Genomic DNA, 24,799 nt, shown 5'->3' with positions numbered 1-24,799 from the left:
ATCGCTGCGCACTCGCGAGCATCCACATGACACAGGGGAACCCATGACAGACCAGCCCTCGACGCCGCCGGCCTCCCCGGCCTCCCCGGCCTCCCCTGCCGACCTGCCCGACCCGGGCGACGACGGCAGCGATCCCGCGGGGCCGCCGGCATACGACAGCTCCTTCGGGCGCGAGGCACCGGCCGAGCCCAGCTGGGTGCCGCAGCGGTCGGGCGCGCAGCCCACGGGTCACGCGCCCGTGCGGTCCGGGGCGCCTGATGTCCCCGCATCCCGGACCCTGGACCTGCGTGGCGGTCAGGCTGCCCGCCTCCTCGGCGGCCGCCTCCAGGCGTGGCACATCGTCGCGATCGTGGCGGGACTGCTCATCCCGGCCGGCGTCTGGGCCGTCGCGGGCCGGACGGACAACCCCCTGGAACGGGCCACGACCGGCGCCACGCGCGTCCGGCCCACCCTGTCTCGCCCGGCCGTTCCGTCGCGCTCCATCGCGGTTCCCCAGCTGCCCGGAGTCACGTCGCCGGCCGCGCCACGCCCACCCTCCGGCGCGCAGGCGCCCACGCGCTCACCTCGGACAGCCCCGCCGCCGATCGTGAAGGTGCCCGACATCCCGGTGACCCCGGTGCCGACCGATGCCCGGACGATCCGCTTCGAGTCGTATGCCGCCGGCGGCGCCCGCGTCGAGGTGTCGCTCTCGGACGCCCGCCACACGCGCTACGACTACCCGGTCCGCACCGCGCCGGTCGCGTTCGAGACACCGATCGGCAAGAACGTGTCGAGCAACGACTACTACAGCCTTCGCGTACGCCTCTACGACCCCACGGGTTCCGGTGACCGCGGGGCGGTGTCGTGCCGCATCCTGGTGGACGGCATCGTGGTCACGTCTCAGCAGGGTCGCGGCTACGCGAACTGCTACATCAGCCCGTACTACGACATCCAGCGCCGCTGAGCCGTGGCCGTCAGACGTCCGCGGCGTCGGTGCTGGCGCGAGCAGCCTTGCGGCGCTTGTTGATCGCGATCCGAGCGGCCATCGCCCGCGCGAAGGCGAAGTGCCAGAAACGACTGATGACGAGCTCGCGCTCCCCCACCATCTCGACGACGTCGGCGCCGGCGCCGAGCTTGAAGAGCAGCAGCCCGGTGAGCGGGCTCGTCGCACCGAGAGAGGTGTTGAAACCGCGGAAGTCGTAGGCGTCGCAGCCCGCGGCGGAGGCGTCGCGCATCGCCTGCCACTGCAGGGCGTTGGAGGCGCGGGCGTCGCGGTTGCGCTCGGTCGACCCACCGTAGAGGTAGGAGAACGTGCGGCCGAAACGGATCATCAGGGCGGAGGCGAGCACGTCGCCGTCGACGTGCGCCTCGTAGAACCGGGCCGACACGCGCGGCTCGGTTTCACTGGCGGCGGCGCCCTCGGAGTCGAAGGCGCGGACCATCGCGTCGAAGTACGCCTTGGGTCGCGGCAGGAAGTTGTCACGCTGCGCCGACTCGACGTAGAGGTCGTGGAAGGTGTCGAGGCCCTCGGGGCCGACAGCCCGCACCTGCACGCCGGCCTTCTCGGCCTTCTTGACGTTGCGGCGCCACTGCTGGTTCATGCCCTTGAGCAGCTCGGCCTCGGTGCGCCCGCGCAGGTCGACGATGCAGAGCAGTCGCGGCTGGCCCACAGCCACGCCGTCGGCGCCGAGCGGCAGCCAGCCGTTTCGGTCGAGCCACGCCTCGAGGGTGCGTGCGGTCGGGTTGTCGACTGCCGTGGGCAGGGTCGTGAAGCTCAGGAGACCGTTCTCGACGACCTGCTTCTTCACCGGCTCGCGGTCCCAGATGCGCGAGACGACCGGATAGCCGAGGCGCAGGGCGAACGCCTTGCGGCCCTTGGCCCAGGCGACGAGGGGGTCGAGCCACCGGGCGGGCTCTGCGGCGACGAGGTCCCAGGGCAGGCCGGGCCCCTCGGGAAGGTACGCGTAGGAGCGCGACAGCCGCGGGATGGTGCGCGAGAGCACGAGACCGGCCCCCACCCGGGCGCCGCTGGCGTCGAACCACCCGAGGTGGGTGCGGCGCCAGCCCTGCTTGGCCCGACCCCACGCGGGGGTCTGCAGGAAGCTGCCGCCGAGCTCGAGGAGCGTGTCGACGGCCTCGTCGGCGCTGATCTCACGGACCGTCAGCGGGCCGGCCACGGGCGCTGACACGGACGTGCTGTCCGGGCTCGGCGAGGTGGGCGGCGCGGGGGTCGGCGCGGTGGTCGGCGCAGGGGCAGGGGTCTGCTCGCTCATGGCCGCAACCCTATCGGCGCGGCGTCAGTCCGCTGACCGCGCGGGGTTCGTGCCGGTCGGGTCGCCGTGCTCGTCCGGCCCGGCCACGGCCGCGGGGTCGAAGTCCTCGGTGGCGCGGGCGGTGCGGCGGATCCACCAGAGGCCGAGGACCGGCAGCAGCAGGGGCACGTAGCCGTAACCCTGCCCGAAGTGCGACCAGACGGTCTTCTCCGGGAAGGCCTCCGGCCGGACCTGCGACCACGTGCCGACGACGAGCACACCGGCCAGCTCGATGACGAGGGCGATCGTGGCCAGCCGCACCGACGCGCGGTCGCCTCGGGCCAGCCCGAACGTCGCGACGAGGTAGATGAGCGCGGCCAGCGCCGACAGGAGGAACGGCACCGGAGCGCGGTCGAAGTACTCCGTGATCTGGAGGATCGAGCGACCGGTGGCCGCCAGGGCAAGCAGGCCGTAGACGGCGACGAGCAGGCGCCCGAAGCCGTGGCCGGTGTGGGGTCGCTCGGCGGGTCCCGTCTCGCTGGTCGCACCGGTCTCGGCGTTCACGTTCGGCTCAGACATTGAGGCTCCAGACCTGCTGCAGACGGGCCACGAGGATCGCCACCACGAAGGCACCGCCCAGGACGACCCCCATCGCCCACTGGGTCTTCTCCTTGATGGCGATGAGCACGACAGCCGGCGTCACCACCAGCACGGTGAAGAGGTAGGCGATGAAGGTGGCGCGTTCGGCACCGTCCCCGATGGCCGACGCCTTGCCGAGCCCGACGACGAGCTGGACGAGCAGGGCCAGCTCGAGTGCGGCGCCGACGAGCACGATCGGGTCGTCGACGAGACGGCCGCGAAGGAGGTGATGGGCGGCCAGCAGGCCGAGCACGGCGCACGCGACGAGCAGCACGACGGTCAGGGGTTGCAGCACGCGAGAAGCCTACGGCGTACGCGGGCTCTGTCCGACGCGCGGTCCCGGGAGCGAGCCCGAAGGTCATGGCCCGGTATTTTGCTCTCGACGAGCCACCTGCCGCCCCTGCCTGCCACGCGGCCCGACCTCGAGGAGCGACCGTGTCGATCCGGCCCCTCGCCATGGACCGCGCAGCCGGCGTGCTGCTCGGCGAGGCCTGCGGCGACGCGTTGGGGGTGCCGTACGAGATGGCGGCCCCGCCCGTCGGCGAGGCCGTCATGAAGGGCGGCGGCCTCGGGCCCTACGACCCGGGCGAGTGGAGCGACGACACCCAGATGACGCTGTGCGTCGCTCGCGTGGCAGCCGAGGGGCACGACCTCACGTCGGCGAAGGCGCTCGATGCGATCGCCGACGCGTTCACCGCCTGGCTGGACGGCGGAGCCACCGACGTCGGCGTGCAGACGCAAGCGGTGCTGACCGACGCCAAGTCGCTGCGAGGTTCACCCCACGAGCGGCTCACTGCCGCCAGCGAGGCGCTGCACGCACGCACGGGCCTCACTGCCGGCAACGGCGCCCTGATGCGCACCCCGATCGTCGGGCTCTCGGCGCTCGAGGACCGGCAGGGCACGGCCCGCGCGGCGCGCGCCATCGCGCAGCTCACCCATGCCGACCCGCTCGCCGGTGATTCGGCCGTGCTGTGGTCGGAAGCCATCCGCGTCGCTGTCACCGAGGGGCGGCTCGACCTCACCGCCGGCGTCGACCTCGTCAGCGCCGCCAACGTCGGCAAGTGGGGCGACTGGATCGAGGCGGCCACCGGAGCCGAGCCCGGACAGTTCGGCAACAACGGCTTCACGGTCACGGCCCTCCAGGACGCGTGGGCAGCCATCACGACGACCGACCGCGGCGACGGCTCGGCCATGCACCTGCAGCGCGGGCTGCAGGCCGCGGTGCGCGCCGGACACGACACCGACACGGTCGCCGCCATCGCCGGATCGCTGCTCGGCGCGCGGTACGGCGCGTCGGCGGTGCCCACGCAGTGGCGTCGCATGGTCCACGGCTGGCCCGGCCTGCGCGCCCACGACCTCGTCGAGCTGGCGGTGTCGGTGTCCGTGGGTGGCCGCCGACCCGGCATCTGGCCGTCGGTCGAGACCATGGCCGACGCCGACATCCCCGCGCAGGGCATCCCCCACCCGATCGACCCGGACATCGTGCTGGGAACCATCACCGACCTCGGCCGCGTGCGCGAGCTCGGGGTGCAGGCCATCGTGTCGCTGTGTCCGCTCGGGCTGGACGACATCCCGGCCGAGGGCATGACCGCCCGCGACCACATCGAGTTCTGGATCAACGACGGCGAGCACGAGGACTCGAACCCGCACCTCGACTTCGTGCTCGACGACGCGTCCTCGGCGCTGCGCCAGTTCCGGGCCGAGGGCAAGCGCGTGCTCGTGCACTGCCGGCTCGGCACCAAGCGCACCCCCGCGGTCGCCCTGCGGTATGCCGTCGACCTCGGTGTCGCGCCCGAGCTGGCCGAACGCTCCATCCGCGACGCCCTGCCGGGACTCCGCGGTGAGGGACGGCTCTGGCACGTCGCCGCCCACGGCGCCTAGGTTGCCAGCGTCTCGGCGTCGAGCTCGACAACGCGACGCGGGAGCTGCTTGGTCGCGAGCGTCGTTCTCCCGAGGACGATGACGCGATGCTGGCCCGCGCCTACGCGTCTCTGCGCCACTGGAGCCTCGTGCCGGATGTACGGGATGCCAACCTCGGTCGCCGCCACTGGCTCCTGTCGCGCGTGCATGCAGTGCTGGGCCTGACCGACGAGGCCGCGCTCCCCCAGCAGTGAGGCCGGTCAGCGCGCTCTCGTGCAGGTCCAGGCCCGAGACCAGCGAGGTGCAGCTCGGACAGCCTCAGAACGGCGGGACGTCGTCGAGCCCGAACGGTGGCGGGGGTTCATCTGACGGATCGTGCACTGCCGGAGCCGAATCGGGTGGATCCGTGCCCTGTGGCGGACCAATGCCGTCCCGCCAGTTCTTGGGGTAGGTGGTGTAGCTGGCCCCGGTGAGGGTGGTCCACTGCAAGCCGTCGTGCTCGACCGGGGTGCTGGTCCAGACCTGGTGGGTCTTGAGGTTGTGGTGCCGGCGTTCCTTGGCGTAGAAGTTGCCCACCGACGTCTCACCGGCCGGCCAGGGCGTCTCGTGGTCGAGGTCGCAGCGGGCGGCGGGGACGTGGCAGTCGGGTCCGCGGCAGGTGCCGTCGACGGCCCGGACGTGCTCGACCATCGCGTCAGTGGGCCGGTAGGTCTTCGTCGGGCGGCTGATCGCGTGGCCGTCGCGAACATGCACCGGGAGGGTCTGCCACACTGAGCCGGGGCGGGTCATGAGCTCGCGGGCGTGGGCGGCGGTGACCCAGCCGTGCCCGGGCAGCTCGCACGCGGCGTCGCTCTGCCCGGTGGCGACCTCGAACGGCACGACCAGCCACACCCGCGCCGCCGCGTCACCCGTGAACGACTCCGGCACACCCTTTACACCGGCACCCGCACCCGCGGCGCCGCCCGCTGTCCCGGCAGCGTCGGCCAGGGTGCTGGCGGTCCGGACGGCGCCGGCCCCCTCGGGCCGGGTGGCACCCGAAGCGCCAGTGCCCGCGCCGCCCGCGGTGAGCGCGTTGCGCAGCAGGGCTTCGGTGGCCAGGTCGCAGCGCAGCTGGTCCAGCGTGCGCGGATCGCCAGTGCCGCGCAGACCCCGCGCGGTCGTGTCGAGCCGGTCCAGGATCGCCGCGACCGTTCCCGCGTCAGCGGTGATCGTCAGGCAGCCCATGCCGTCCTCGACCATCCGCCCGAACACGCCCCGCCGCGACCGCGCCTGGTCGCGCCGCTCACCCGTGCCGCGGGTGTCGACCGAGGCGACCGCCCGCCGCAACCGGGCCGTGAACGTCCGCTGCCCCACCGGGCGCCCGTCCCGCGACGGGGCGAGCACCGCCTCCTCCACCGCCGCGACGTCCCCATCCGGCAGCTGGACCGTCTCGGACGCGACCTGCACCGCCCGGTAGAGCGACGTGCCGCCCTCTCGCAGCGCGGCCAGCAGACGCCGGTGTCGCCGTGGGGCTGTCGCGAGCGTCAACCGGCGCCCGACCTCCCCGGCCCCGACGCCGGTCGCGAGCGCGATCTCCTCCGCGACGACCCGCACCGGCGAGACCAGCGCCGCGGCCCGCCGCGAGGACCCCGCCGGCAAGGCTTGGATCTGCTGTTCGGCGATGGTGTGCAACGCCCCGTACGCAGCCATCAGGTCCGCCTCCACGCGCGCCTTCACGGCCTCCAGCTCCTCGACCCGCGCCATCACCCGCTCACTCGCCCGCAGCAGCGTCTCGGTCACCTTGACCGACCGGGCCCGCTCATCACGCGCCGCTCCGCCCGCTCCTTCGGGCCGATCGATCGACCTCTCCGCCACACCCGCGTCGAGTGCACAGCGAACCGCGAGGCCGGCCACGTCGCGGGCCGGAGACCGGGAGGCGCGATGCGCCTCCCCGTGGCTGCTCGAGCTCTCGTACTCGACCTCCCCGGCGAAGGCGGCCGACAGGACCGAGACGACCGGCTGCAGCGAACCGCCCACTCGCCTGGAGTCAGGCACCCAGGTCACGTCGAGCACCCGGGGTGAACCGCCACCGAGCAGGCCGGCGGAGGCTCGCGACGACGCGATGTACGGCATACGGCCACCTCCCCTGTCTGCTCGTTGCCCTACCTCCAGTAGAACAAATGTTCGACAACATGGCAAGGGGTGCGACACATCTGTGGACAACGAGTTCGACTGCGCCACAGTGCGACTGGCGGCAGACCCACCCTGGCAGGGCCCGCTCGAGGCCGAGCTCAGACCGCCTTGGCCTCATCGACGTAGCGGCACAGCGCGTTGACCGCGCGCAGCTCGTCCGGCGTGTGCACCTCGGCGTCGGTGAGCAGCGGGCTGCCGACGAGCACGGCCATGGCCTTCGCGCGGGAGATCGCGACGTTGAGCCGGTGCAGGTCGTACAGGAACGAGACTCCGCGTGGCGCGAGCGCCGCGGTCGTGCTGGCCATCGAGTAGATGACCACCGCTCCCTGCTGACCCTGGAACTTGTCCACGGTCCCGACCCTGGCCCCCGCGGGCAGCGCGGACGCGAGCGTGGCGACGTGGGCGTTGTACGGCGCCACGACCAGGATGTCGTCGATGCCGATGGGCCTGGTCACCCCAGCGGCGTCGGTCCACGTGCCGCTGAGCAGGTCGGCCACGAGCTCGCTCACGACAGCAGCCTCCTGCCGGCTCGACTGCTCGCAGGGCTCGTCGTGCTCGACGGGGACCCACCTGAGCCCGTCCCCGGAGAGGGCTCCCGGCGCGTCGACTGCGAGCAGGTCGCGGCCGGGTGCGGACTCGAGCCGACCCTCGTAGGCGAGCTCCGACACGAACGCGGTGAGCGAGGGGTGCATGCGGTGCGTGCGGTCGAGGAACACCCCGCGGTGAGGCGGGATGACGTCATGCACTCCCCCGTCGTCGTCGGTGCGCACGTGGTCGAGCGCCGAGACACCCGAGCCGTAGGGGTGGACAGCCTTTGTCGGCTGGGTCAGCTGCTGCGGATCGCCCAGCAGGACAAGAGATCTGGCTGCCGGAGCGACCGCGACCGCGTTCGCGAGCGAGAACTGGCCCGCCTCGTCGATGACGAGCACGTCGACGGAGTCGACCATGTCTTCGCGCGACCAGAGCCAGGCGGTGCCGCCGACGAGGTTGGCCTCGCCGCTCGCGAGAGCCGCCGCGATCTGCGCGTTGTCGGTGGTGTGTCGGATCAGCGCGTTGGGGTCGTCGGGCTCGGCACCCTCCTCGGCGTTGGTGCCGTCCTTGTGCCACGCAGGACGCTGCACCTCGTCGAGGAGGTTCAGCACGACGGCGTGGGACTGCGCCGTGACGCCCACCCGCAGGCCCGCGTCGAGCAGCTCGCGGATGAGCGCAGATCCGGCGTAGGTCTTGCCCGTGCCGGGAGGGCCTTGGACCGCCAGCACCTCGCCGTCCAGGCCGAGGCCGACGCGCACGACGACGTCCTTGGGCGCTTCACCCTCGCGAGGCCGCAGCACGTCGGCGGGCGGCACGACGCGGTCCAGGAGGCGCGTGGCGAGGTTGCTGCGTCCGCCGAGGACCAGCGCGCCGGTGCGGGCGATGCTGGCCCGCAGCTCCTTGTCCATGACCGGGCCCGGGCCGCCCAGGCCCCGTGGCCGCGGTGGCTCGAGCGACTTCTTCATCGACAGCTCGACCCAGCCGTCGACGGGGTCGAGGCCGACGACCTTGCCGACGGGGGCGTGCGTGTCGACGTCCGGCACGTACTTGCCGACGGCCACCTTGCAGTCCTGCGGCGGGAACGGGTAGCGCCAGACCTTGCTGCGCTTGACGATCCGCATCTCCTCTGGCTCGCCGAGGTCGCCGATGGCAGTGCCGTCCTCGACGAGCTCGGCCGTCTCGAGCTCCTTGTAGCGGAAGAAGTCCCACCACTCGGGGCGCTTCTCACGCCGGTGCCAGCCGACGAGCCCGGCAATCAGGTGGTGCCCGGCGTCGACGAGGGACTCGGCGAGCTGGATCTCGGCCCGCTCCTCGTCGCCGATCTCGCGCAGCTCCTCGGGCACCGGCCGGGCCAGATCGTGCCCGGACGCGGCCAGCTCGGCCCGCCGCGCCTCGAGCCAGTCGTGGAGGGCGAGGGTGGAGCGGACGTCCTCCTCGTTGTAGCGGCGGATGTCGTCGAGGATCGTCTGGTCGGGATCGCCGTCGTCACGGCCGGCGAGCCAGCGTTCGTACTCGACCACGGACGACAGGCCGTCGGCGACGCCGTCACCCTCGGCCTTGCGCGTGTGGCCCCAGTAGAACTCCTCGAGCTTCTTGATGGAGTAGGAGCCCTTGCTGATGCGCACGCCCTGCCGGACGACGGCGTAGAGGTCGACGAAGACCTCGTGGCGTAGCAGCTGGTCCAGCTCGGCCTCGCGGGTGGCGTGCTGTCCGACGAGCCGTTTGAGGGCGGTCGTCTCGTAGGGCGCGTAGTGGTAGACGTGCATTCCGGGATGCAGCCGCCAGCGCTCGGTGAGCCAGTCGAGCAGGTTGGACGTGAGGCGCCCCTCCTCGTCGAAGTCATGGGCCCAGAACTCGACGAACTCCCCCTGCCGTGTCCAGATGCCGGCGAGGTACTCGCGGCCGGCGCCACCGTCGGCCCACGGGTCTCCCTCGAAGTCGAGGTAGACGTCGCCGTCGTCGGGCTCGGGCAGCATCTGCAGGCCGCGCGCCGGCTCGGGGTCGAGCAGCTCGTACTGCGCCCGCCCCGTCTCGCGCTCGGCGAGCTGGAGCCGGGCCTGCTGGAGCAGGCGGCGGCGGGTGCCCGTCGAGAGGCGGGGCGCGAGCTGCTCGTCGGTCGAGGCGGCCAGGGCGCGCAGCGTCGGGATGCCCAGGTCGATGAGGGCGCCCCGGTGGTCGGCGCGCATGCCCGCGACCTGGATGAGGTCGTCACGGTCGAGCCACTCCTGCGCGCACCGCTCCTTCCAGCGGCACTGGCCGCAGTGCTGGACACGGGACGACTCGGTCTCGCGCGGGTTGGCGATGGCGTCGAGCAGCTCGGCCCGGCGGCGGCGCGCATAGGGGGCCACGTCGACGAGACGCCACGGGTGCGCCTCGGTGTCGCCGGTGACGACCGTCAGCCACTGCGGAGGCACACCCTGCAACGTCTCGAGGCGGGCGGCATACGTCGCCATCTGCAGCAGCGCCGGCACCTTGAGCCGGCGGGCGAGCTTGGTGTCGGCGATGTCGTAGCGCCACGGGCCCAGGTCGCTGCGTTCACCCTCGGGGAGGTCGACGCGCAGGAGGAAGTCGGCGAGGCCGACCCAGTGACCGTCGTAGAAGGTGGCCTGGTAGATCACGTCGACGCCGCGACGCATGGCGTCGACGGTGGCCGCCTCGGCGGCGATGCCGCGCAGGCCGAGCGCCGCGATGTCCTCGACGACGCGACCCTCTGCGACGAGCCGGTCGAGGTAGGCGCGCTCGTGCTCGAGTCCCTTGGTGAAGACGAGGTTGAGCGAGTCGTCGGCGCCAGAGGGCCGGGCGCCGCGCGTCTCGGAGGCGTCGAGCGCGGCGAGGTCGAGGGTGGTGATGTGCGCGCAGGCCACGTGCTTGGTGAGGTCCGTCGGGCTCAGGACCAGGTGGCCGTCGATGCGCTGCATGCCGCCGAGTATGCCGTCCGCCACCGACAGGCAGACGCCGACCCGGCTCCTCAGCCACCCTTTTGGCACAGCAGGAAGGCGGCCCTCCGAAGAGGGCCGCCTTGCGTGCTCGGGCCGGATCCGGGCCCTTGCCGGTGGCCGCGGCGCGGGGCCGCGGCCACCGCCTCCTCACCGCAGGAGGCCGTTACCGACGTGGCGGCCCCACCACTTGCCCAGGCCCCATGTGTCGCCTGCGAGAGTCGCAGCGAGCACCGCGATGCCGAGGGCCTCGATCCAGTGGCTGTCGATGAGCGGGTTGGTGTAGGCGCCGGTGGTGCCGAGAGGGAACTCGGCGAGGTACATCAGCGCCAGGAGGAGTGCACCGGTCCAGGCCGCGATCTTGAGGCCTGCGCCGGCGAGGAGTGCGACACCGATGCCGAGGAGGCCGGCCATGAACAGCCAGTCGGCCCACGGGCCGGCGATGCTCTTGAAGAAGCTGGCGAACGGGCCTTCAGCGTTCTTCATGAAGCCCTGTGCCGGGGTGCCGCCGTTGACCCAGGCCCTGGCGGCGGGGGTCATGTAGCCCAGTCCGAACATCTTGTCGAAGAAGGGCCAGAGGAAGGTGAAGCCGAGCACGATGCGCAGACCGGCGAGCAGACGACGGGCCACGACCGAACGAACCACCTCCTCCTGGAAGGTCACGACACCGTGGGTCGGCGTGTGGTCGATGACGCTGGCCGCACCCTTGGCTGTGTCGTGAACGCGTGTGTCGCGGTGGATGGTGCGCATGGAACTCAACTCCAGAACTCGGTGTGTTCCGGCAGCTTCTCTGTCGGTACTACAAAGCGTAGTAATGACGTTCGGCTACTACAAGGAGTAGGAGTGTGATCTGTGAGATAGGTAGTTCAGCGACGGGAACGGATCAGCGTGGGCACCTCGAGCTCACCCGGTGCGTCCGCGAGCTCGCGCACCAGGTTGGCGAGCGCGTCGAGCGACTTGCACACGGCGGCATACGACCCGTCGAGCCGGATCGGACGGCACAGGATGCGCGTGCCCGCGTTGCGGATGACGATCTCGGATTCGGGAGCCCGGTCGCTGTTGCAGTGCACGAGCACACCCGTCGGCAGCCCGAGGGCGGTCGTGTACGCGATGAGCTCGAGGTAGTCGCGCGAGGCCATGTAGCCGTCGGCACCCATCGAGTACTTCGCGTCGCCGACGAGGACGACCTCGCTGCCCCGGCGTACGACGAGGTCGGGCGCCATCGTGACCGCGCGTCCCTCGTCGAGCCACACGTCCTCGTCGCTCTCGATGCGCAGGTCGGGCGCGAGACGCAGGTCCAGCTCCTGGGCGATCCAGCGCTGGAAGAGGTCGTCCATGTCGACCATGAGGCTGTTGGCCTGCTGGTCGCCGGCCTCGTGGCTGAGCGACATCGCCTGCAGCACAAGGCGGCTCAGGCGCATCGCGTCCTCGTAGTGCTCGTTGAGGCGCGTGATCGGCAGCGGGGCCGTGTGCTTCGTGGCAGGCGTGTCGGCGACGCCGTCGAAACGACCGAGGACGCGCAGGGCCTCGCGCCTCACGTGCGGCGCGAGCTGGGGCCACGCGAGCATCGCTTGAAGGGTGCAGCGGAAGAGCTGGTTCTCGACGATGTCGGCCGTGAAGTCGTCGAACCGGCACTGCGGCTCGGCAGCGCTCCACGGGCGGCGGGCGAACTCCTCGACGAGCAGCCGGCCGCGAATGGTCCGCATCCGCTCCTCGCGAGGGACGTAGCCGTGCACGAGGCCGCGCATCGTCGCCGAGTCGATGAGCCGGATCGCGAAGTAGGCCACGCCGTCGATCAGCTCGTCGGTGTCGCTCCAGGTCACGTGCTCGTGGTCGAAGGCGTCGGGTGAGACCCCCGCCCCGAGCATCGCGAAGAAGTTGGTGACCGACACCTTCGGCATGACGCGGACGACGAGGCCCGGCACGGCGAGGGCGCCCACCCAGCTCGTCGCCCCGATCGTGACGACGTCGGGGTCGGCCGTCGCGTGGATGACGAGCCGCTCCCCCGCCGCCGCCACGAGGGCGGCGCGGGTGTCGCGGGACAGCCGGACCGGCCCCGAGCGTCCGTGCTCGGGGATCGGGGGCAGCTCGATGGTCATCGGCTCGTCACGGTCGCGTCAGGTCGAGCTGCTGGCCGTAGCGGGCCAACACGTTCTCCCAGCGGAACTGGGCCAGCTCGTGCTCGCGTCCGTAGAGCTGGTCCTCGATGAAGGGGTAGACGTTGTAGTCCCAGATGCGCCGCAGCGTCGCCTCGTCGCCGTCGAGCCCGGGACGCATGAAGTACGAGTGGCCGATCTGCAGGTGCGGGCCCCGCAGCGCGCGCCGCAGGTCCTCGTTGACGCGGTCGACGAGGTTGGCGACCCACACCGGACCGTCGTGGGCCTCGAGCCAGCGGCGGAGCAGACCCTCCATGGGTCCGTCGTGCGGCATGAACGGCACGAAGTCGAAGCGGCGGCGCAGGGCCGCGTCGACGAGCGCGATCGACCGGTCGGCGGTGTTCATGGTGCCGATGAAGTAGAGGTTCGGCGGCAGCTCGAAGCCCTCGTCGGGGCGGTAGCTCGTCTTGACCGAGTGCGAGCGGTACTCGAGCAGGAAGAGCAGCTCACCGAAGACCCGCGGCAGGTTCGCACGGTTGATCTCGTCGATGATCATGATGTGCGGCGTCAGCGGGTCGGCCTCGGCCGCCTCGGCGAGCAGCGCGAGCGGACCCTTGCGCAGCTCGTAGACCATCTGGCCCTGGTGGTCGATCTGCGGCCGGAAACCCTCGAAGAAGTCCTCGTAGCTGCTGCTCGGGTGGAACTGGACGATGTCGCGCTTCGCCGGGTCGGGCTGGAGGGCCTGGGCGAACCGCTGCGCGAGGTAGGTCTTGCCGGTGCCGGGAGGGCCGTAGAAGATGACCTGCTTCTTCTCCTCCAGCAGCGCGCGGATCTCGCGGAGGAAGTCCTCCTCGATGAGCAGCTCCTGGGCCGCCTCGCCGAGCGCGTCGTGGTCGGGCATGAGCGCCTTGTCGGAGCGGCGCATGAGCCAGTACGCGAGCTGCGCCTGCCCCCACGGATCATCCGGCAGCAGCGGGTCGAGCGTCTGCTTGAGCAGGGCGTTGGTCTCGACGTGGGTGCGACCGCGCGACTTGCCGTCGGTCCAGCGGGCGGGGCCGCCGAGCCGCGTGAGCATGGCGATCTTGCCCGAGTCACCGCCCAGGGCGAAGAGCGGCAGCCAGTGCTCCGGGTGGGCGATCGCGAAGAGCTTGAGCACGACGCTCTCGCCGAATCCCTGCACGGGCACGTCGTCGGAGCCGAGGACGCGGTTGATCCGCTCCTCGTCGCGCCCCTCGCCCCACAGCAGCTCGCGCACCATGAGCCGGAGCTCGTCGATGCCGGTGGCGTCGAGGGCGTTGATGCTGCTGATCAGCACGGACTGGGCGCCGATGTCGCCGTAGCCGCGCGTCGAGACGATGCGCTTGAAGGTCGCCAGGTCGAAGTCCTCGAGGCCCTCGCGGGAGACACAGGCGGCGAAGACGCGCCGCTGCTCCTGGTGCCAGGCGTCGCGCTCGCTCGGGTAGGGCCGCTCGGTGCGGAAGATCTCGACCTCGCTCTCGAGGTCGACCATCGCGGCGAGCTCGAGGCTGGGGTCGTCGAGGGGACCACGCTGGCTGGAGGTCATGAAGCGCAGCAGCGGCGTCAGCGTACGGGCGGTGGCGATGATCTCGTCGACGAAGTCGGCACGACCCAGCGCCTCGTCGCCCTTCCACCAGCGCCCGACGAACGCCTCGCCGGACGGGTACTCGCGGCCGGCCGGCTCGAGCCGGTCGGCGCGGCCGTCCTCGTGGACCTTGAAGAAGGTCAGGCCACGCGGCAGGTGCTCCTGCACGATCGTGCCCACCTCGCGGTGCTGCTCGTCGCTCTCGCCCTCCCAGCCACCGTGCAGGCCGAACGCGACGCCGGACGGGGTGACCCACAGGCGGAAGCCAGGGGCGCCGGCGCCGCCGACGAGGATCCACGCGGCATACAGGTCGGAGCGGTAGGCGGCGTCCTCGCCCGCGTGCTGCTGCAGGGCCAGGGTGGGGGCCTCGAGGTAGAGGCCGGTCTCGGCCGAGAGCCGTTCGATGAGGCTGTCGGAGATGTGGTCGGCCTCGCCGCGCAGCTGGCGCGCCAGGTCGGCGGCGCGCTCCTCGCGCTTGCCGTTGCTGTAGCCCGACGAGGGGCGGAAGTCAGCGGCGATCTCGGCGGCCTCGACGCAGACGTCGAGAGCGCTGGGGGCGATGCCCACGAACGCCTCGGTCTCCTTGAGGTACCAGAGGATGCGGGCTGCGTACTTGGGGTCCTCAGGGCGAAGGGCCCCGCAGAGGTCGGCGAACGCGACGTAGCGCTCGGCGTGGCTCAGGCCGCGCTCGAGCCAGCCGAGCCGCTGGAGCATGTGCGGGGCGTTCTCCCACATGAGCGGCCACTCGCCGCCGTCGTCGGTCGACCAGAAGAGCGAGAGGACGTATGCCGTGTGGCCGGGCCCGGGGGCGCGCTGACCACGGGCGCCCCCGCGCGCGAGGAACGCCTCCATCGACTGGAGCTTGTCGGCCGCGTCCTGCGGCGAGGCCGGGGTCTGCAGGGTCAGCTTGAGGAGGTCGACGACCTCGGCATACTCCTCCTCGGCACGCCGGACCAGCGCGGCCAGCCACGGGCCACCGATCGGCCCGAAGCCGACGTAGGGCCCGTCCTTGCGGGTCCACTGGTTCATCGCCTCCTTGAAGGCGAGGAGGTCGCTGGAGGCCACGAGGTCGGCGAGGATCTCCCGCAGCTCCCCGTTGCGTGCCGCGCGCTCGGAGTCGAGCTCGGCGAACAGTGCCTGGGCGTCCTTGTCGGCCTCGGCGGCACGTTCGATCAACGCGTACTTCGCGCGCCAACGCTTGACGTCGACGCTGTCGGTGCGAGACATGGGGCTCCCTTGCACGCCCACTTCTAGGGCGAAATAGCTACTGCGCGCGTGGAGGTGCGCACAGGACCGCGGAAAGGTTACCTGCCAGTCGCCCGTGCTCCGAAACTCGTGGGTGTGTCACCGGTGAGACCCAGGAATCGCAGCGTCGAACGGCCCCTGACGGCAGCGAATCGTCACCATTGTCACCCGTTGGGCCGGCGGAAGCGAACTCGGGGGGCTGTGGACGACGGGCGTCGCTCGGGGTGCGGCTCGGGCAGGATGGCTCTAGGTTCCGAGGAGGAGCCGAGCGGGCGCGACGGCCTTCAGACGACGCAACCGCCGACACCACGCACGATGATCGACGATCGACAGGGGACGCCGATGACCGCCGCTGCCAGGGTTCACCGACACCGAAGACTTCTGCCGTATGCCGCCGCGCTCGTCGCGGCCGCGACGCTCGGTTCCTGCTCGGGCGGCGACCCCGGCCCGGCCACGACGACGCCCCCGGTGACGTCGACGGCGGCAACCACCACGACGGCGCAGCCCCCGACGATGACGCCCACCCCAACAGCGACGGTCGACCCCGTCATCGCCAAGATCCCGGCGGCAGCGCGACCTGAGACAGAGCAGGGTGCGCAAGCCTTTTCGCGGCACTTCTTCGACTCCCTTAACCGCTCTGCAGTGACAGCGGATCCCTCCCTTCTCGAGGACCTATTCTCGCCCAACTGCAAAACCTGCGTCGCCATGCGAGATTCGGTCGCCGACCTCCGAACTCAAGGCAGACATCACGCTGGCCCGACGATCAGAATCCTCAGTGTTTCTACGTCTTCGTTTGTAGATGAGAAGCGCGTCATCCTGATCGGAGTAGATCAGCGCGCGGTCGATGTACTCAATAGCAGTGGCAAGAAGGTGGACCGTACTTTGGCGGCCCGTGGGACGTTCGCAGCATCCCTGGACTTCACTGACGGTCATTGGGTCGTTTCACGCTTGCAGACCGTGGCGTCACCATCATGAAGTGCTGGAGGTTCAGGCTCGCCTTGGGAGGCGCCCTGTCGTGTGTCCTGGTAACTCAAAACCCGGCCTGGGCAGAGGATGACTGCTCGAAGACTTGGGTCGGCTGTGGCACGACACAAGACCACGCCTACGTTGAGTTAATGCCAAGAGCCGAGGTCCTGGCACTCGAGAAGTTTCCGGGCGACTCCGGCAGCGTAGTGGTCGATCGCCCGGCCACCGCGCCTCGCTATGAGTACGTTTCGCTCAACGACTGTGCCGCTGCACGGCCAGAAACCGTCACAGAACAGGTGACCTGTTCTCATGCGCTTCGCGACTGTCCACCCACAGAACTTGGCCCCCTTCTCCGGATTTGGCGGCGGACCCTTGAGGGCGGAAAAGTAACCGAGCCATGGACGACCCGCGGACTGACGTGCGCCTCTGATGTAGCACCCGGCGCCCGACCGACTCTATCGATGGCTGACTTGAAGAAGCAGTTCATGCGGACGCCTTGGTCGAAGCCGCAGATCTCGAGCCAGCCGGCAGGCAACACGACCCTGGTCAACCTGCGCACGTTCTACAAGGTCAACTGGACTCCGAACGGCTTTCAGCCCGGGGAGGTCGACCGGTCTGTGCTGCGCGGGATCCCCGTGCAGATCCGTCCCAAGCTCGTCGGCTTCACCTACGTCTTCGGCGATGGTTCATCAGTGGGGCCGACGACGTCGACCGGCGGCGTCTACCCGGATGGGGACATCACCCACGTCTACAGCGTCAGGGGCCAGTTCCCCGTCCGTGTCGACACGACGTTCGGCGCCGACTTCAGCCTCGACGGCACCACGTGGGACGAGATCCCCTCGAGGGTCACCGTTCCTGGTCCCAGCACCGTCGTGACGGTGCGAGAGGCCAAAGGCGTGCTGGTCAACCACTGAGCGCGCACCCCTTGCCGGACCGCTCTGCATCGGGTCGCCTGGTGACTCGGTCGTGCCACGGAGGCCTCGCTGTACCGGAGGAAGCCCTGAGCCCATGGAGTGAACCAAACGCAGAGGGCGACCCCTCGCCTCAGACGCAGCTCAGACCCGCTGGCCGGGCCCGCCGTCAGGTTCGTCGTCGCCCACCGAGCCAGGCTCCACCTCGACCGCGTCCACTGCCTTGACGGTCTCGGGCTCGCCCACTCCGGCCACGTCGCCGTTGGGCGTCGCTTCGGCCACGGGAGGCACGCTCGCCTCGACGTCGGCTCGGGTGGCCTCCGGCTCTGACTCGTGCGAGAGCAGCGCATCCTCGTCCTGGGCGTCGCGGTGCCAGCTCTCGGCCGCCCCGGGGTCGGACGAGAACTCCGACGGTGAGCCCGCAAAGGCTGACGCGTCGTCGACCTCGCCCGGAGACTCGTCAGGCACCGCCGTGGCCGGGGCCCCATCGAGCCTCTCGCCGGCGTCGGCGTCGGCGTCGTCGCTGGCTGAGACCGGGCGCTCACTCCTCGAGAGGGGCTCCTCGTCGCCCCGCCTGGTCATCAGCCAGGTGACGAGGACACCGAGCACGAAGGCCACGAGCACGAGCCACCACTTCATCGCTGACCTCCGGGCGTGATCTCTCCGTGGACCGGCGCAGCGGCCGCCGGGGCGCCCGTTCCTCGGCCCGTGACGGCGATGGCGACCAGCGACCCGACGACGAAGCCGACCACGCTCCACAGGAACACGCCCCAGAACCCGCCGTCGCTGCGTCCCGCGAAGCCGAGCACCACGGTCACGACGACGAGCGCGGCCCACCACGGCCAGCCAAGAGGACGAGACCGCGCACCAGCTCTCGGCGCGGGATGGGCCTGGGTCATCGGTCCTCCAAGATCGGGGCACGGCCGCAACAGCAGCCACGTTTGGACGGTACCCCGATGACACCCGGCCGTGACGACGAGACACGGAGGAAAGCGGGGTGTCGCCGCCCGTCGGCTCCCCTGCGCGGGAGCGTCTCTCAGGCGGCTGCGCTGTCCCCTGCGCCCCGCAGCACGGTGACCGCCTCGGGAGCCGCGACGGCGACCGCGTGAAGCGTCACGCCCGCACTGCGGCAGGCACGCTCGAAGGCGGCCCGGAGGTCGTGGTCGCGCGGCGTGGCCGAGGAACGGCCTGGCCGGGCGATGACCATCACGACGTCGTGCACGCCGTGTCTTGCGGCCTCGGTCAACGCCAGGGAGACGCGCTCGCCCACCTCGGACGGGTCGACGAGTCGTGGCTCGTCGGGCAGGCACACGGGTTGCAGCAGCCGCCGGTTGGCATGGCACAACAACAGGTAGGTGGCGCCGTCGTCCCGCGACTGGTCGGTCGCGATCAGGTCGACCACACCCTCGAGCACCGCAGGGTCGGTGATCGGTCGTTGGGCCCAGTCCCTCGGCAGATCCTCGAAGCGCATGAGACGAGCATGACGGTGACCGGTGACAGTGGGTCGGCGTTGTCCACACACCCGTGGGCACGCCGGCCCGGGACGGGCTCATGTCGGCGGCGTGTACCTCCCGTCGATAGCGGTCCACCCGCCGTCGACGAAGAGCTGGCTGCCGGTGACGAACGACGACGCATCGGAGGCCAGGTAGACGACTGCGCCGGCGAGCTCGTCCGGGCGCGACCACCGGCCCAGCGCGCTCTTGCTCGCGTACGCCTCCGACCACGCGGGCACAGCGTGGATCTGAGCCGTCAGGGGCGTGTCGACGATGCCCGGTGCGACGGCGTTGACACGCACGCCGCGTGGCCCGAGCTCCACCGCCGCCGTGCGCAGCAGCTGCACGAGACCGGCCTTGGTGGCCGCATAGACACCCTGCCCGGGCTCCACGGTGACCGCCCGGATGGAGCTGAAACCGATGATGCTCCCGCGACCACGCTCGGCCATGCCGGCCCCGAAGGCCCGCACGAGGTCGAACGAGGCCCGCAGGTTCAGGGCAACCACCCGCTCGAACTCCTCCGCCGAGTAGTCCAACAGGCGCTTGCGCACATTGGTCGCCGCGGTGAAGACGAGCACGTCGACGTCTCCGAGGTCGTCCGCGGCACGCGCAACTGCCTGGCCGTCGGTGACGTCCAGCGCGTATGCCGCCTCGCCGGCTCCCAGCGACGTCGTCTCCTGCGCCGCCGCAAGGTCCCGGTCGGCGCAGACCACCTCCGCGCCGTGGGCCGCGAGGGCGAGGGCGCTCTCGCGCCCGATGCCGCTCCCGGCTCCCACGACGACGGCCCGGCGCCCGTCGAGGCGGAACAGCTGCGTGTAGTCGGGTCGGTCGTGCTCAGTCACGGACGCTCCCCTGCTTCTCCGGCTCCGTGGCCGGGTCGGTTGTCGTCGACGTCTTCACGCGGCTCGCCGACGGCCGGATGATGGCCATCCGGGTCACGGTCAGCTCCTCGATGGCGAACCGCGGTCCCTCTCGCCCGACGCCGCTGTCCTTGACGCCGCCGTAGGGCATGACGTCGGACCGGAAGCCGGGCACCTCGTTGACGACGACGCCTCCTGCCTCGATGCGGTCGATCGCCGCGAAGGCCGAGCCGAGCCCCTCCGTGAAGACGCTCGCGTGCAGGCCGTATCGCGAGCGGTTCACCACCTCGATGGCGGCGTCGAGGTCGGGCACCGACCGCACGACGACGACCGGTCCGAAGATCTCCTCGTCCCACGCGAGCTCCCCGTCGGGCACGTCGAGCAGCACCGTGGGCTCGATGACCCCGTCGCGTATGCCGCCGCCGTGCACGAGGGTGCCCCCGGCGTCGCAGGCGGCGCGGACCCACTGCGACACCCGTTCCGTCGAGCGCGCGTCGATGAGCGCCGATACGCGGGTCGACTCGTCGCGGGGGTCGCCCACCACGACCTGGTCGATCCGGGACGACAGCGCGTCGAGGAAGCGGGCGCGCGCCGACTCGACGACGACGACGCGCTGCACGCTGATGCACGCCTGCCCCGAGGCGTAGTAGCCACCACGGACGACGGCGTCGGCCGCGGCGTCGACGTCCGCGTCGGCAGCGACGACGAGGGCGGCGTTCGAGCCCAGCTCGAGCAGCACCTTGGTGGGCGCCGCGTCACGAGCGATCTGGTGACCGACGGAGGCCGAGCCGGTGAACGAGACGGCAGCCACCCGCGGGTCGGTGGTCAGGGTGACCCCGACCTCGACGCCGCCCGTGACGAGCTGGATGCCCGCCCGTGGACCACCAGCGGCTGCGAGCGCCTCGCGCAGCACGTGAACGAGCCACAGCGTGGCGAGCGGCGTCTGCGGCGCCGGCTTGACGACCACCGGGCAGCCCGCCGCCAGGGCCGGCGCGAGCTTGTGCACTGCGAGGAGGAGCGGGTAGTTGAACCCGGCGATCCCGACGACGACACCGACCGGCTTGCGCACCCAGAACCCGATCAGCCCCTCCCCGCTCGGCAGCAGGTCGAGCGGCACCGTCTCCCCGTGCAGGCGCGCCACCTCCTCGGCGGCCGTGACGAGCGTCAGCAGCGTTCGGTCGACCTCGACCCGGCAGTCGACGAGCGGCTTGCCGGTCTCCAGCACGAGGAGCTGCTCGATGTCCGCTCGGCGCTCAGAGAGCTGCCGGTGCGTCTCGACGAGTGCTGCGCGACGGACGTGCGACGGGAGCGAGCCCATGCGCTCACGGACGGCGGCGGCATACGAAAGCGCTTGTGCGGCAGTTTCGCTGGTGCCGATCGGCGCCTGCGCGACCGCCTCTCCGGTGAAGGGGAAGGTCACGGGAGCGGTCTCCTGGACGTCGACCCAGCCGTCTCCGACGGGAAGCCCTGCGGGGTGCTCCGGGGTGTAGGTGCTGGTCATGAGGGGTCTCCGAGGAGGTCGGCCGCGCCGGCCCCGGCGAGGGCTCGTCGCATGCTGGGGGCCGCCCGCAGGAGGCGCTGGGTGTACGGGTGCTGGGGGTCGTCGAAGATCTGCTGGGTGGGACCGGTCTCGACGATCTCGCCGGCGCACATGACCGCCACGCGCTCACACACGTGGCGCACCACCGACAGGTCGTGCGAGACGAACACGAGCGTGAGGCCGAGGTCGCCGACGAGGTCGGTGATGAGGTTGAGCACCTGCGCACGCACCGAGACGTCGAGGGCGCTCACGGGCTCGTCGGCGAGCAGGATCGACGGCTTCGGCGCGAGCGCCCTCGCGATCGAGATGCGCTGACGCTGCCCACCCGAGAACTGGTGCGGAAACCGCTCCCCCGCTTCGCGACTCAGACCGACCGCCTCGAGCAGCTCGCTGACGCGGCCTTGGCGGCCGGGCAGGCCCTGAGCGACGAGCGGCTCGGCGATGATGTCGCGCACGCGCATCCTCGGGTCGAGCGAGCCCATGGGGTCCTGGAAGACGAGCTGCAGGCTCGAGCGGAGGAAGCCGAGGCGCCGCTCCGGGAGCCCCGAGACCGTCTGTCCCTCGACCTGCACCTCGCCACTCGTCGGCTGGTCGAGGCCGGCGAGCAGCCGCATCAGGGTCGACTTGCCGCAGCCGGACTCGCCGACGATGCCGAAGCGCTCGCCCCGCTCCACGTCGAACGACACCCCCTTGAGCGCCTCGACGACAGGCCCGGGACGCCGGAGCGAGGTGCGCGGTCGCCGGTAGTCGCGGCGCAGGTCGCGGACGGTGATCGCCGGCGTGGTCATGAGGCGCGCTCCTCGTGAGCGGGATGGTGGCAGGCGAACCCCTCGCCAGGGTCAGGACCGGTCCAGGCCGGCGTCGTCGCGCACACCTCGGTGGCGTGGTCGCAGCGGCTGCGGAACACGCAGCCCTCGGGGAAGGCGCCGGCCGCGGGGACGGTGCCGCGGATGGTCGGCAGGCGCCCACCGGGTGGGGCGTCGTCGAGGTCCGAGGCGGCGAGCAGGCCCTGCGTGTAACGGTGTCGGGGCCGGCGGAACACCTCGTCGACGGCGCCGGCCTCGACGACCCGACCGCCGTACATCACCAGCACCCGTTCGCACACCGTGGCCACGACCGACAGGTCGTGGGTGATGAAGAGCAGGGCGGCGTCACGGGCCTCGACTCCCCTGACGATGAGGTCGAGCACGCGGGCCTGGACCGTGACGTCGAGGGCCGTCGTCGGCTCGTCGCACACGAGCAGCGCCGGGTCGTTGGCCAGCGCGATCGCGAGGACGACGCGCTGGCGCTGTCCGCCGGAGAGCTGGTGGGGGTACGCCTTCGCCGCGTCGTCGGGATCGGGCAGCCCCACCTGGTCGAGCAGCTCCACGGCCCGCCGGCGAGCCGTACGCCGATCAGTGCCGCCGCGGCCGTCGCGCCCGCCGCGACCGTCGCGGCCGTCGCGACCCCGGCGACCGGCGTGCACCGTGATGGTCTCAGCCACCTGGTCGCCGACCCGCATGGTCGGGTTGAGCGCAGTCATCGGCTCCTGGAAGACCATGGCCACGTCGCGGCCCCGGACGCCGGCGAGGTCGCGTTCGCGGGCACCGACGAGGTCGCAGCCGACACCGGCCAGCCGGATCGAGCCACTCGCGTCGGCGTCGTCGGGGAGCAGGCCGAGCAGCGCGAGGCTGGTCAGCGACTTGCCGGAGCCGGACTCGCCGATGAGGCCGACGCGCTCACCCCGGTCGATGCTGAAGCTGACGTCGTGGAGCAGGTGGTGCCGGCCGATGCGCACGTCGAGACCGACCACGTCGAGCACCCGTTGGGCACCGTCGCTCCGTGAGCTCGGCTGCGCTGCAACGGCACTCATCGCCGGTCCTCCATCCGCGGGTCGTAGTGGTCCCGGAGCCCGTCCCCGAGGAGGTTGAAGCCGAGCACTGCCAGTGCAATGGCGATGCCGGGCACGACTGCCAGCCTCGGCGCGGCGAAGAGCAGCTCCTGGCTCTCCTGCAGCATGCGTCCCCAGCTCGGCGTCGGTGGTGGCGTGCCGAAGCCGAGGAACGAGAGCGCTGCCTCGGCGAGCACCGCGATGGCGAAGGAGACCGAGGCCTGGACGATGACGAGGCCGCTGACGTTGGGCAGGACGTGGCGCAGGCCGATCGCCCACGGTCCACGGCCCGCCGCCCGGGCCGCCATGACGTACTCGGTGGAGAGCACCTGCAGCGCCCCGCTGCGGACGAGGCGCACGAAGCTCGGCACCGACGCGATGCCGATGGCGACCATCGCGACGAGGGTGCTACCGCCGTAGACAGCGCTGAACATGATGGCGAGGAGCAGTGCCGGGAACGCGAGCAGCAGGTCGATGCCGCGCATGAGGGGCTCGCCCAGCACCCGGGGCGCCATGGCGGCGATGATGCCCAGCGGCACTCCGACGAGGCCGGCCACGCCGACGGCGACGAGCCCGACGAAGAGGGTGGTTCGCGCGCCGACGAGGACCTGGCTCAGCACGTCGCGGCCGAGCTTGTCGGTGCCCAGGAGGTAGTCGGGGTCGCCGATGGGACGCAGCCGCGCGGCGGCGTCGACGAAAGTCGGGTCGTGCGGGGTCCAGACGAACGACACGAGCGCCATCAGCACCACCACGCCGACGATGACGGCGCCGACGAAGAAGCTCGCGCCGGGACGCCGACGCGGACCCGAGCCCACCACGATCGGGTCGGTGGCCACGGTCGGGGCGCTCGGCCCGTCGAGGGACCCGGCAGGGCGGGGCGTGGCGTTGGTGCTCATCGCGTGGCCACCTTCAGTCTCGGGTCGATGACGAGGTAGAGCAGGTCGACGACGAAGTTGACGAGCAGGACGGCGAGCACGAGCAGCATGACGATGTCCTGCACGAAGATGAGGTCGCGGTTGGCCACCTGGTCGAGCAGCAGGCTGCCGAGGCCGGGGATGACGAAGACGCGCTCGACGACGACCGCCCCGATGAGCAGGGTCGCCAGCTGCAGGGCGAGCACGGTGACGACCGGGATCGCCGCGTTGCGGAAACCGTGCCGGCGCAATGCTTGCAGCGCCCCCAAGCCCTTGGCGCGGGCCGTGCGGATGTAGTCCTCGCGCTGCACGTCGAGGATGGCGCTGCGGACGTACCTCGTGAGGACGGCCCCTTGCACGAGGCCGAGCGACAGCACCGGTAGCACGAGCTGGCGCAGGAACTGGGCGGGGTCCTCGTTCGGCGGGGTCCAGCCGTTGGCCGGCAGCCACTGCAGCTTCACCGCGAAGATCGTCACGAGCAGGATGCCTGCGAGGAAGGCAGGAACGGCGACGCCGACCTGCGAGATCGCCGACAGGACGAGCCCGCTCGGTTTGCGGTGCCGCAGCGCCATCACGGTGCCGAACGGCACCGCGATGACGAGCGCGAGCACCATGGCGCACACGACGAGCCACAGGGTGACCTGGAGGCGGTCGACGATCTGCGGCGCGATCGGCACCCGGGAGACGTAGCTGTTGCCGAGGTCGAAGCGGAGGAACCCGCCCATCCACGACAGGTACTGGCTCACGAGCGGCTCGTCGAGCCCGAACTCCCGACGCAGCTGCGCCACGGACGCCTCGGACGCGTTGACCCCCAAGGCGACCCGCGCCGGGTCACCCGGCAGCAGGGCCATGAAGACGAACACGAGCACCGAGCTGACGACGAGGCTCGCGACGAGGGTCGCGGTGCGTCTGAGGACCTGGAGCAGCATCCG

At 71.3% G+C, this 24,799-nt stretch carries 22 protein-coding genes; 5 read left to right on the top strand and 17 right to left on the bottom strand.

What is annotated here, in order from left to right; translation table 11 throughout:
• Positions 1-43: 43 nt before the first annotated feature.
• Positions 44-943 (top strand): hypothetical protein, encoded by a 900-nt coding sequence (locus tag ACXR8F_RS12885; protein ID WP_458800985.1) that lies wholly within the window; start codon positions 44-46, stop codon positions 941-943.
• Positions 944-953: 10 nt separating this feature from the next.
• On the opposite strand, the gene ACXR8F_RS12880 is transcribed toward ACXR8F_RS12885, so the two are convergent.
• From ACXR8F_RS12880 to ACXR8F_RS12870, 3 genes are read right to left on the bottom strand one after another with little or no spacing between them, the layout of a single operon-like run.
• A complete protein-coding gene (locus ACXR8F_RS12880; RefSeq protein ID WP_458800983.1) occupies positions 954-2,252 on the bottom strand; it encodes a lipid II:glycine glycyltransferase FemX in 1,299 nt (432 codons plus the stop codon).
• 24 nt (positions 2,253-2,276) lie between these two features.
• Positions 2,277-2,810, bottom strand: a complete 534-nt coding sequence (locus ACXR8F_RS12875) for a hypothetical protein (protein WP_458800981.1) — start codon at positions 2,808-2,810, stop codon at positions 2,277-2,279.
• Positions 2,803-3,165 (bottom strand): hypothetical protein, encoded by a 363-nt coding sequence (locus tag ACXR8F_RS12870; protein ID WP_045193058.1) that lies wholly within the window; start codon positions 3,163-3,165, stop codon positions 2,803-2,805. Before ACXR8F_RS12870 ends, ACXR8F_RS12875 begins: the two co-directional genes overlap by 8 nt.
• A gap of 140 nt (positions 3,166-3,305) precedes the next feature.
• Here ACXR8F_RS12870 and ACXR8F_RS12865 point away from each other — a divergent pair, with 140 nt between their 5' ends.
• The gene (locus ACXR8F_RS12865) at positions 3,306-4,751 is read left to right on the top strand and encodes an ADP-ribosylglycohydrolase family protein (RefSeq protein WP_458800979.1); all 1,446 of its coding nucleotides are present in this window, start codon (positions 3,306-3,308) and stop codon (positions 4,749-4,751) included.
• A gap of 86 nt (positions 4,752-4,837) precedes the next feature.
• Positions 4,838-4,984, top strand: a complete 147-nt coding sequence (locus tag ACXR8F_RS12860) for a hypothetical protein (RefSeq protein WP_458800977.1) — start codon at positions 4,838-4,840, stop codon at positions 4,982-4,984.
• 64 nt (positions 4,985-5,048) lie between these two features.
• Here ACXR8F_RS12860 and ACXR8F_RS12855 read toward each other — a convergent pair whose 3' ends face one another.
• From ACXR8F_RS12855 to ACXR8F_RS12835, 5 genes are all read right to left on the bottom strand, one after another.
• Positions 5,049-6,842, bottom strand: coding sequence for a 13E12 repeat family protein (locus ACXR8F_RS12855; RefSeq protein WP_458800975.1), 1,794 nt, complete (start codon positions 6,840-6,842; stop codon positions 5,049-5,051).
• A 158-nt stretch (positions 6,843-7,000) separates the two neighbouring features.
• Positions 7,001-10,351 carry a TM0106 family RecB-like putative nuclease gene (locus tag ACXR8F_RS12850; RefSeq protein ID WP_458800973.1) on the bottom strand — a complete coding sequence of 1,117 codons (3,351 nt, stop codon included), beginning with the start codon at positions 10,349-10,351 and terminating at the stop codon, positions 7,001-7,003.
• A 168-nt stretch (positions 10,352-10,519) separates the two neighbouring features.
• Entirely contained in the window at positions 10,520-11,119 is a 600-nt protein-coding gene (locus ACXR8F_RS12845) for a DoxX family protein (protein WP_082080816.1), read from the bottom strand.
• A 116-nt stretch (positions 11,120-11,235) separates the two neighbouring features.
• The gene (locus ACXR8F_RS12840) at positions 11,236-12,468 is read right to left on the bottom strand and encodes an McrC family protein (protein ID WP_458800971.1); all 1,233 of its coding nucleotides are present in this window, start codon (positions 12,466-12,468) and stop codon (positions 11,236-11,238) included.
• Positions 12,469-12,475: 7 nt separating this feature from the next.
• Complete coding sequence (locus tag ACXR8F_RS12835; RefSeq protein ID WP_052677186.1) at positions 12,476-15,295, bottom strand: AAA family ATPase; 2,820 nt, start codon at positions 15,293-15,295, stop codon at positions 12,476-12,478.
• A gap of 360 nt (positions 15,296-15,655) precedes the next feature.
• Between ACXR8F_RS12835 and ACXR8F_RS12830 the strand changes: the two genes are divergently transcribed.
• Both ACXR8F_RS12830 and ACXR8F_RS12825 read left to right on the top strand, forming a co-directional pair.
• Entirely contained in the window at positions 15,656-16,288 is a 633-nt protein-coding gene (locus ACXR8F_RS12830) for a DUF6318 family protein (protein WP_458800969.1), read from the top strand.
• A 452-nt stretch (positions 16,289-16,740) separates the two neighbouring features.
• Complete coding sequence (locus ACXR8F_RS12825; RefSeq protein ID WP_458800967.1) at positions 16,741-17,193, top strand: hypothetical protein; 453 nt, start codon at positions 16,741-16,743, stop codon at positions 17,191-17,193.
• Between the two features lie 141 nt (positions 17,194-17,334).
• Here ACXR8F_RS12825 and arfC read toward each other — a convergent pair whose 3' ends face one another.
• The 9 genes from arfC to ACXR8F_RS12780 form a co-directional block, all read right to left on the bottom strand.
• Positions 17,335-17,829, bottom strand: a complete 495-nt coding sequence (gene arfC, locus ACXR8F_RS12820; RefSeq protein WP_458800965.1) for a channel accessory protein ArfC — start codon at positions 17,827-17,829, stop codon at positions 17,335-17,337.
• Positions 17,826-18,089, bottom strand: a complete 264-nt coding sequence (locus ACXR8F_RS12815) for a hypothetical protein (protein ID WP_458800963.1) — start codon at positions 18,087-18,089, stop codon at positions 17,826-17,828. Before ACXR8F_RS12815 ends, arfC begins: the two co-directional genes overlap by 4 nt.
• Before the next feature lie 137 nt (positions 18,090-18,226).
• Complete coding sequence (locus ACXR8F_RS12810) at positions 18,227-18,661, bottom strand: hypothetical protein (protein WP_045189971.1); 435 nt, start codon at positions 18,659-18,661, stop codon at positions 18,227-18,229.
• A gap of 78 nt (positions 18,662-18,739) precedes the next feature.
• On the bottom strand, positions 18,740-19,525 hold the full coding sequence (locus ACXR8F_RS12805; RefSeq protein WP_458800960.1) for an SDR family NAD(P)-dependent oxidoreductase: 786 nt from the start codon (positions 19,523-19,525) through the stop codon (positions 18,740-18,742).
• Complete coding sequence (locus tag ACXR8F_RS12800; RefSeq protein ID WP_458800958.1) at positions 19,518-21,044, bottom strand: aldehyde dehydrogenase family protein; 1,527 nt, start codon at positions 21,042-21,044, stop codon at positions 19,518-19,520. Before ACXR8F_RS12800 ends, ACXR8F_RS12805 begins: the two co-directional genes overlap by 8 nt.
• The gene (locus tag ACXR8F_RS12795) at positions 21,041-21,871 is read right to left on the bottom strand and encodes an ATP-binding cassette domain-containing protein (RefSeq protein WP_045189975.1); all 831 of its coding nucleotides are present in this window, start codon (positions 21,869-21,871) and stop codon (positions 21,041-21,043) included. Before ACXR8F_RS12795 ends, ACXR8F_RS12800 begins: the two co-directional genes overlap by 4 nt.
• A complete protein-coding gene (locus tag ACXR8F_RS12790) occupies positions 21,868-22,935 on the bottom strand; it encodes an ABC transporter ATP-binding protein (protein ID WP_458800956.1) in 1,068 nt (355 codons plus the stop codon). The genes ACXR8F_RS12795 and ACXR8F_RS12790 overlap by 4 nt, the downstream gene beginning before the upstream one ends.
• Complete coding sequence (locus ACXR8F_RS12785; RefSeq protein ID WP_458800954.1) at positions 22,932-23,849, bottom strand: ABC transporter permease; 918 nt, start codon at positions 23,847-23,849, stop codon at positions 22,932-22,934. The genes ACXR8F_RS12790 and ACXR8F_RS12785 overlap by 4 nt, the downstream gene beginning before the upstream one ends.
• On the bottom strand, positions 23,846-24,796 hold the full coding sequence (locus tag ACXR8F_RS12780; RefSeq protein WP_458800952.1) for an ABC transporter permease: 951 nt from the start codon (positions 24,794-24,796) through the stop codon (positions 23,846-23,848). The genes ACXR8F_RS12785 and ACXR8F_RS12780 overlap by 4 nt, the downstream gene beginning before the upstream one ends.
• Positions 24,797-24,799: the final 3 nt, after the last annotated feature.

This window comes from Terrabacter sp. AAH1, assembly GCF_054456855.1.
The sequence above is the reverse complement of the archived record's forward strand: the minus strand, read 5'-3'. Positions and strand labels throughout refer to the sequence as shown.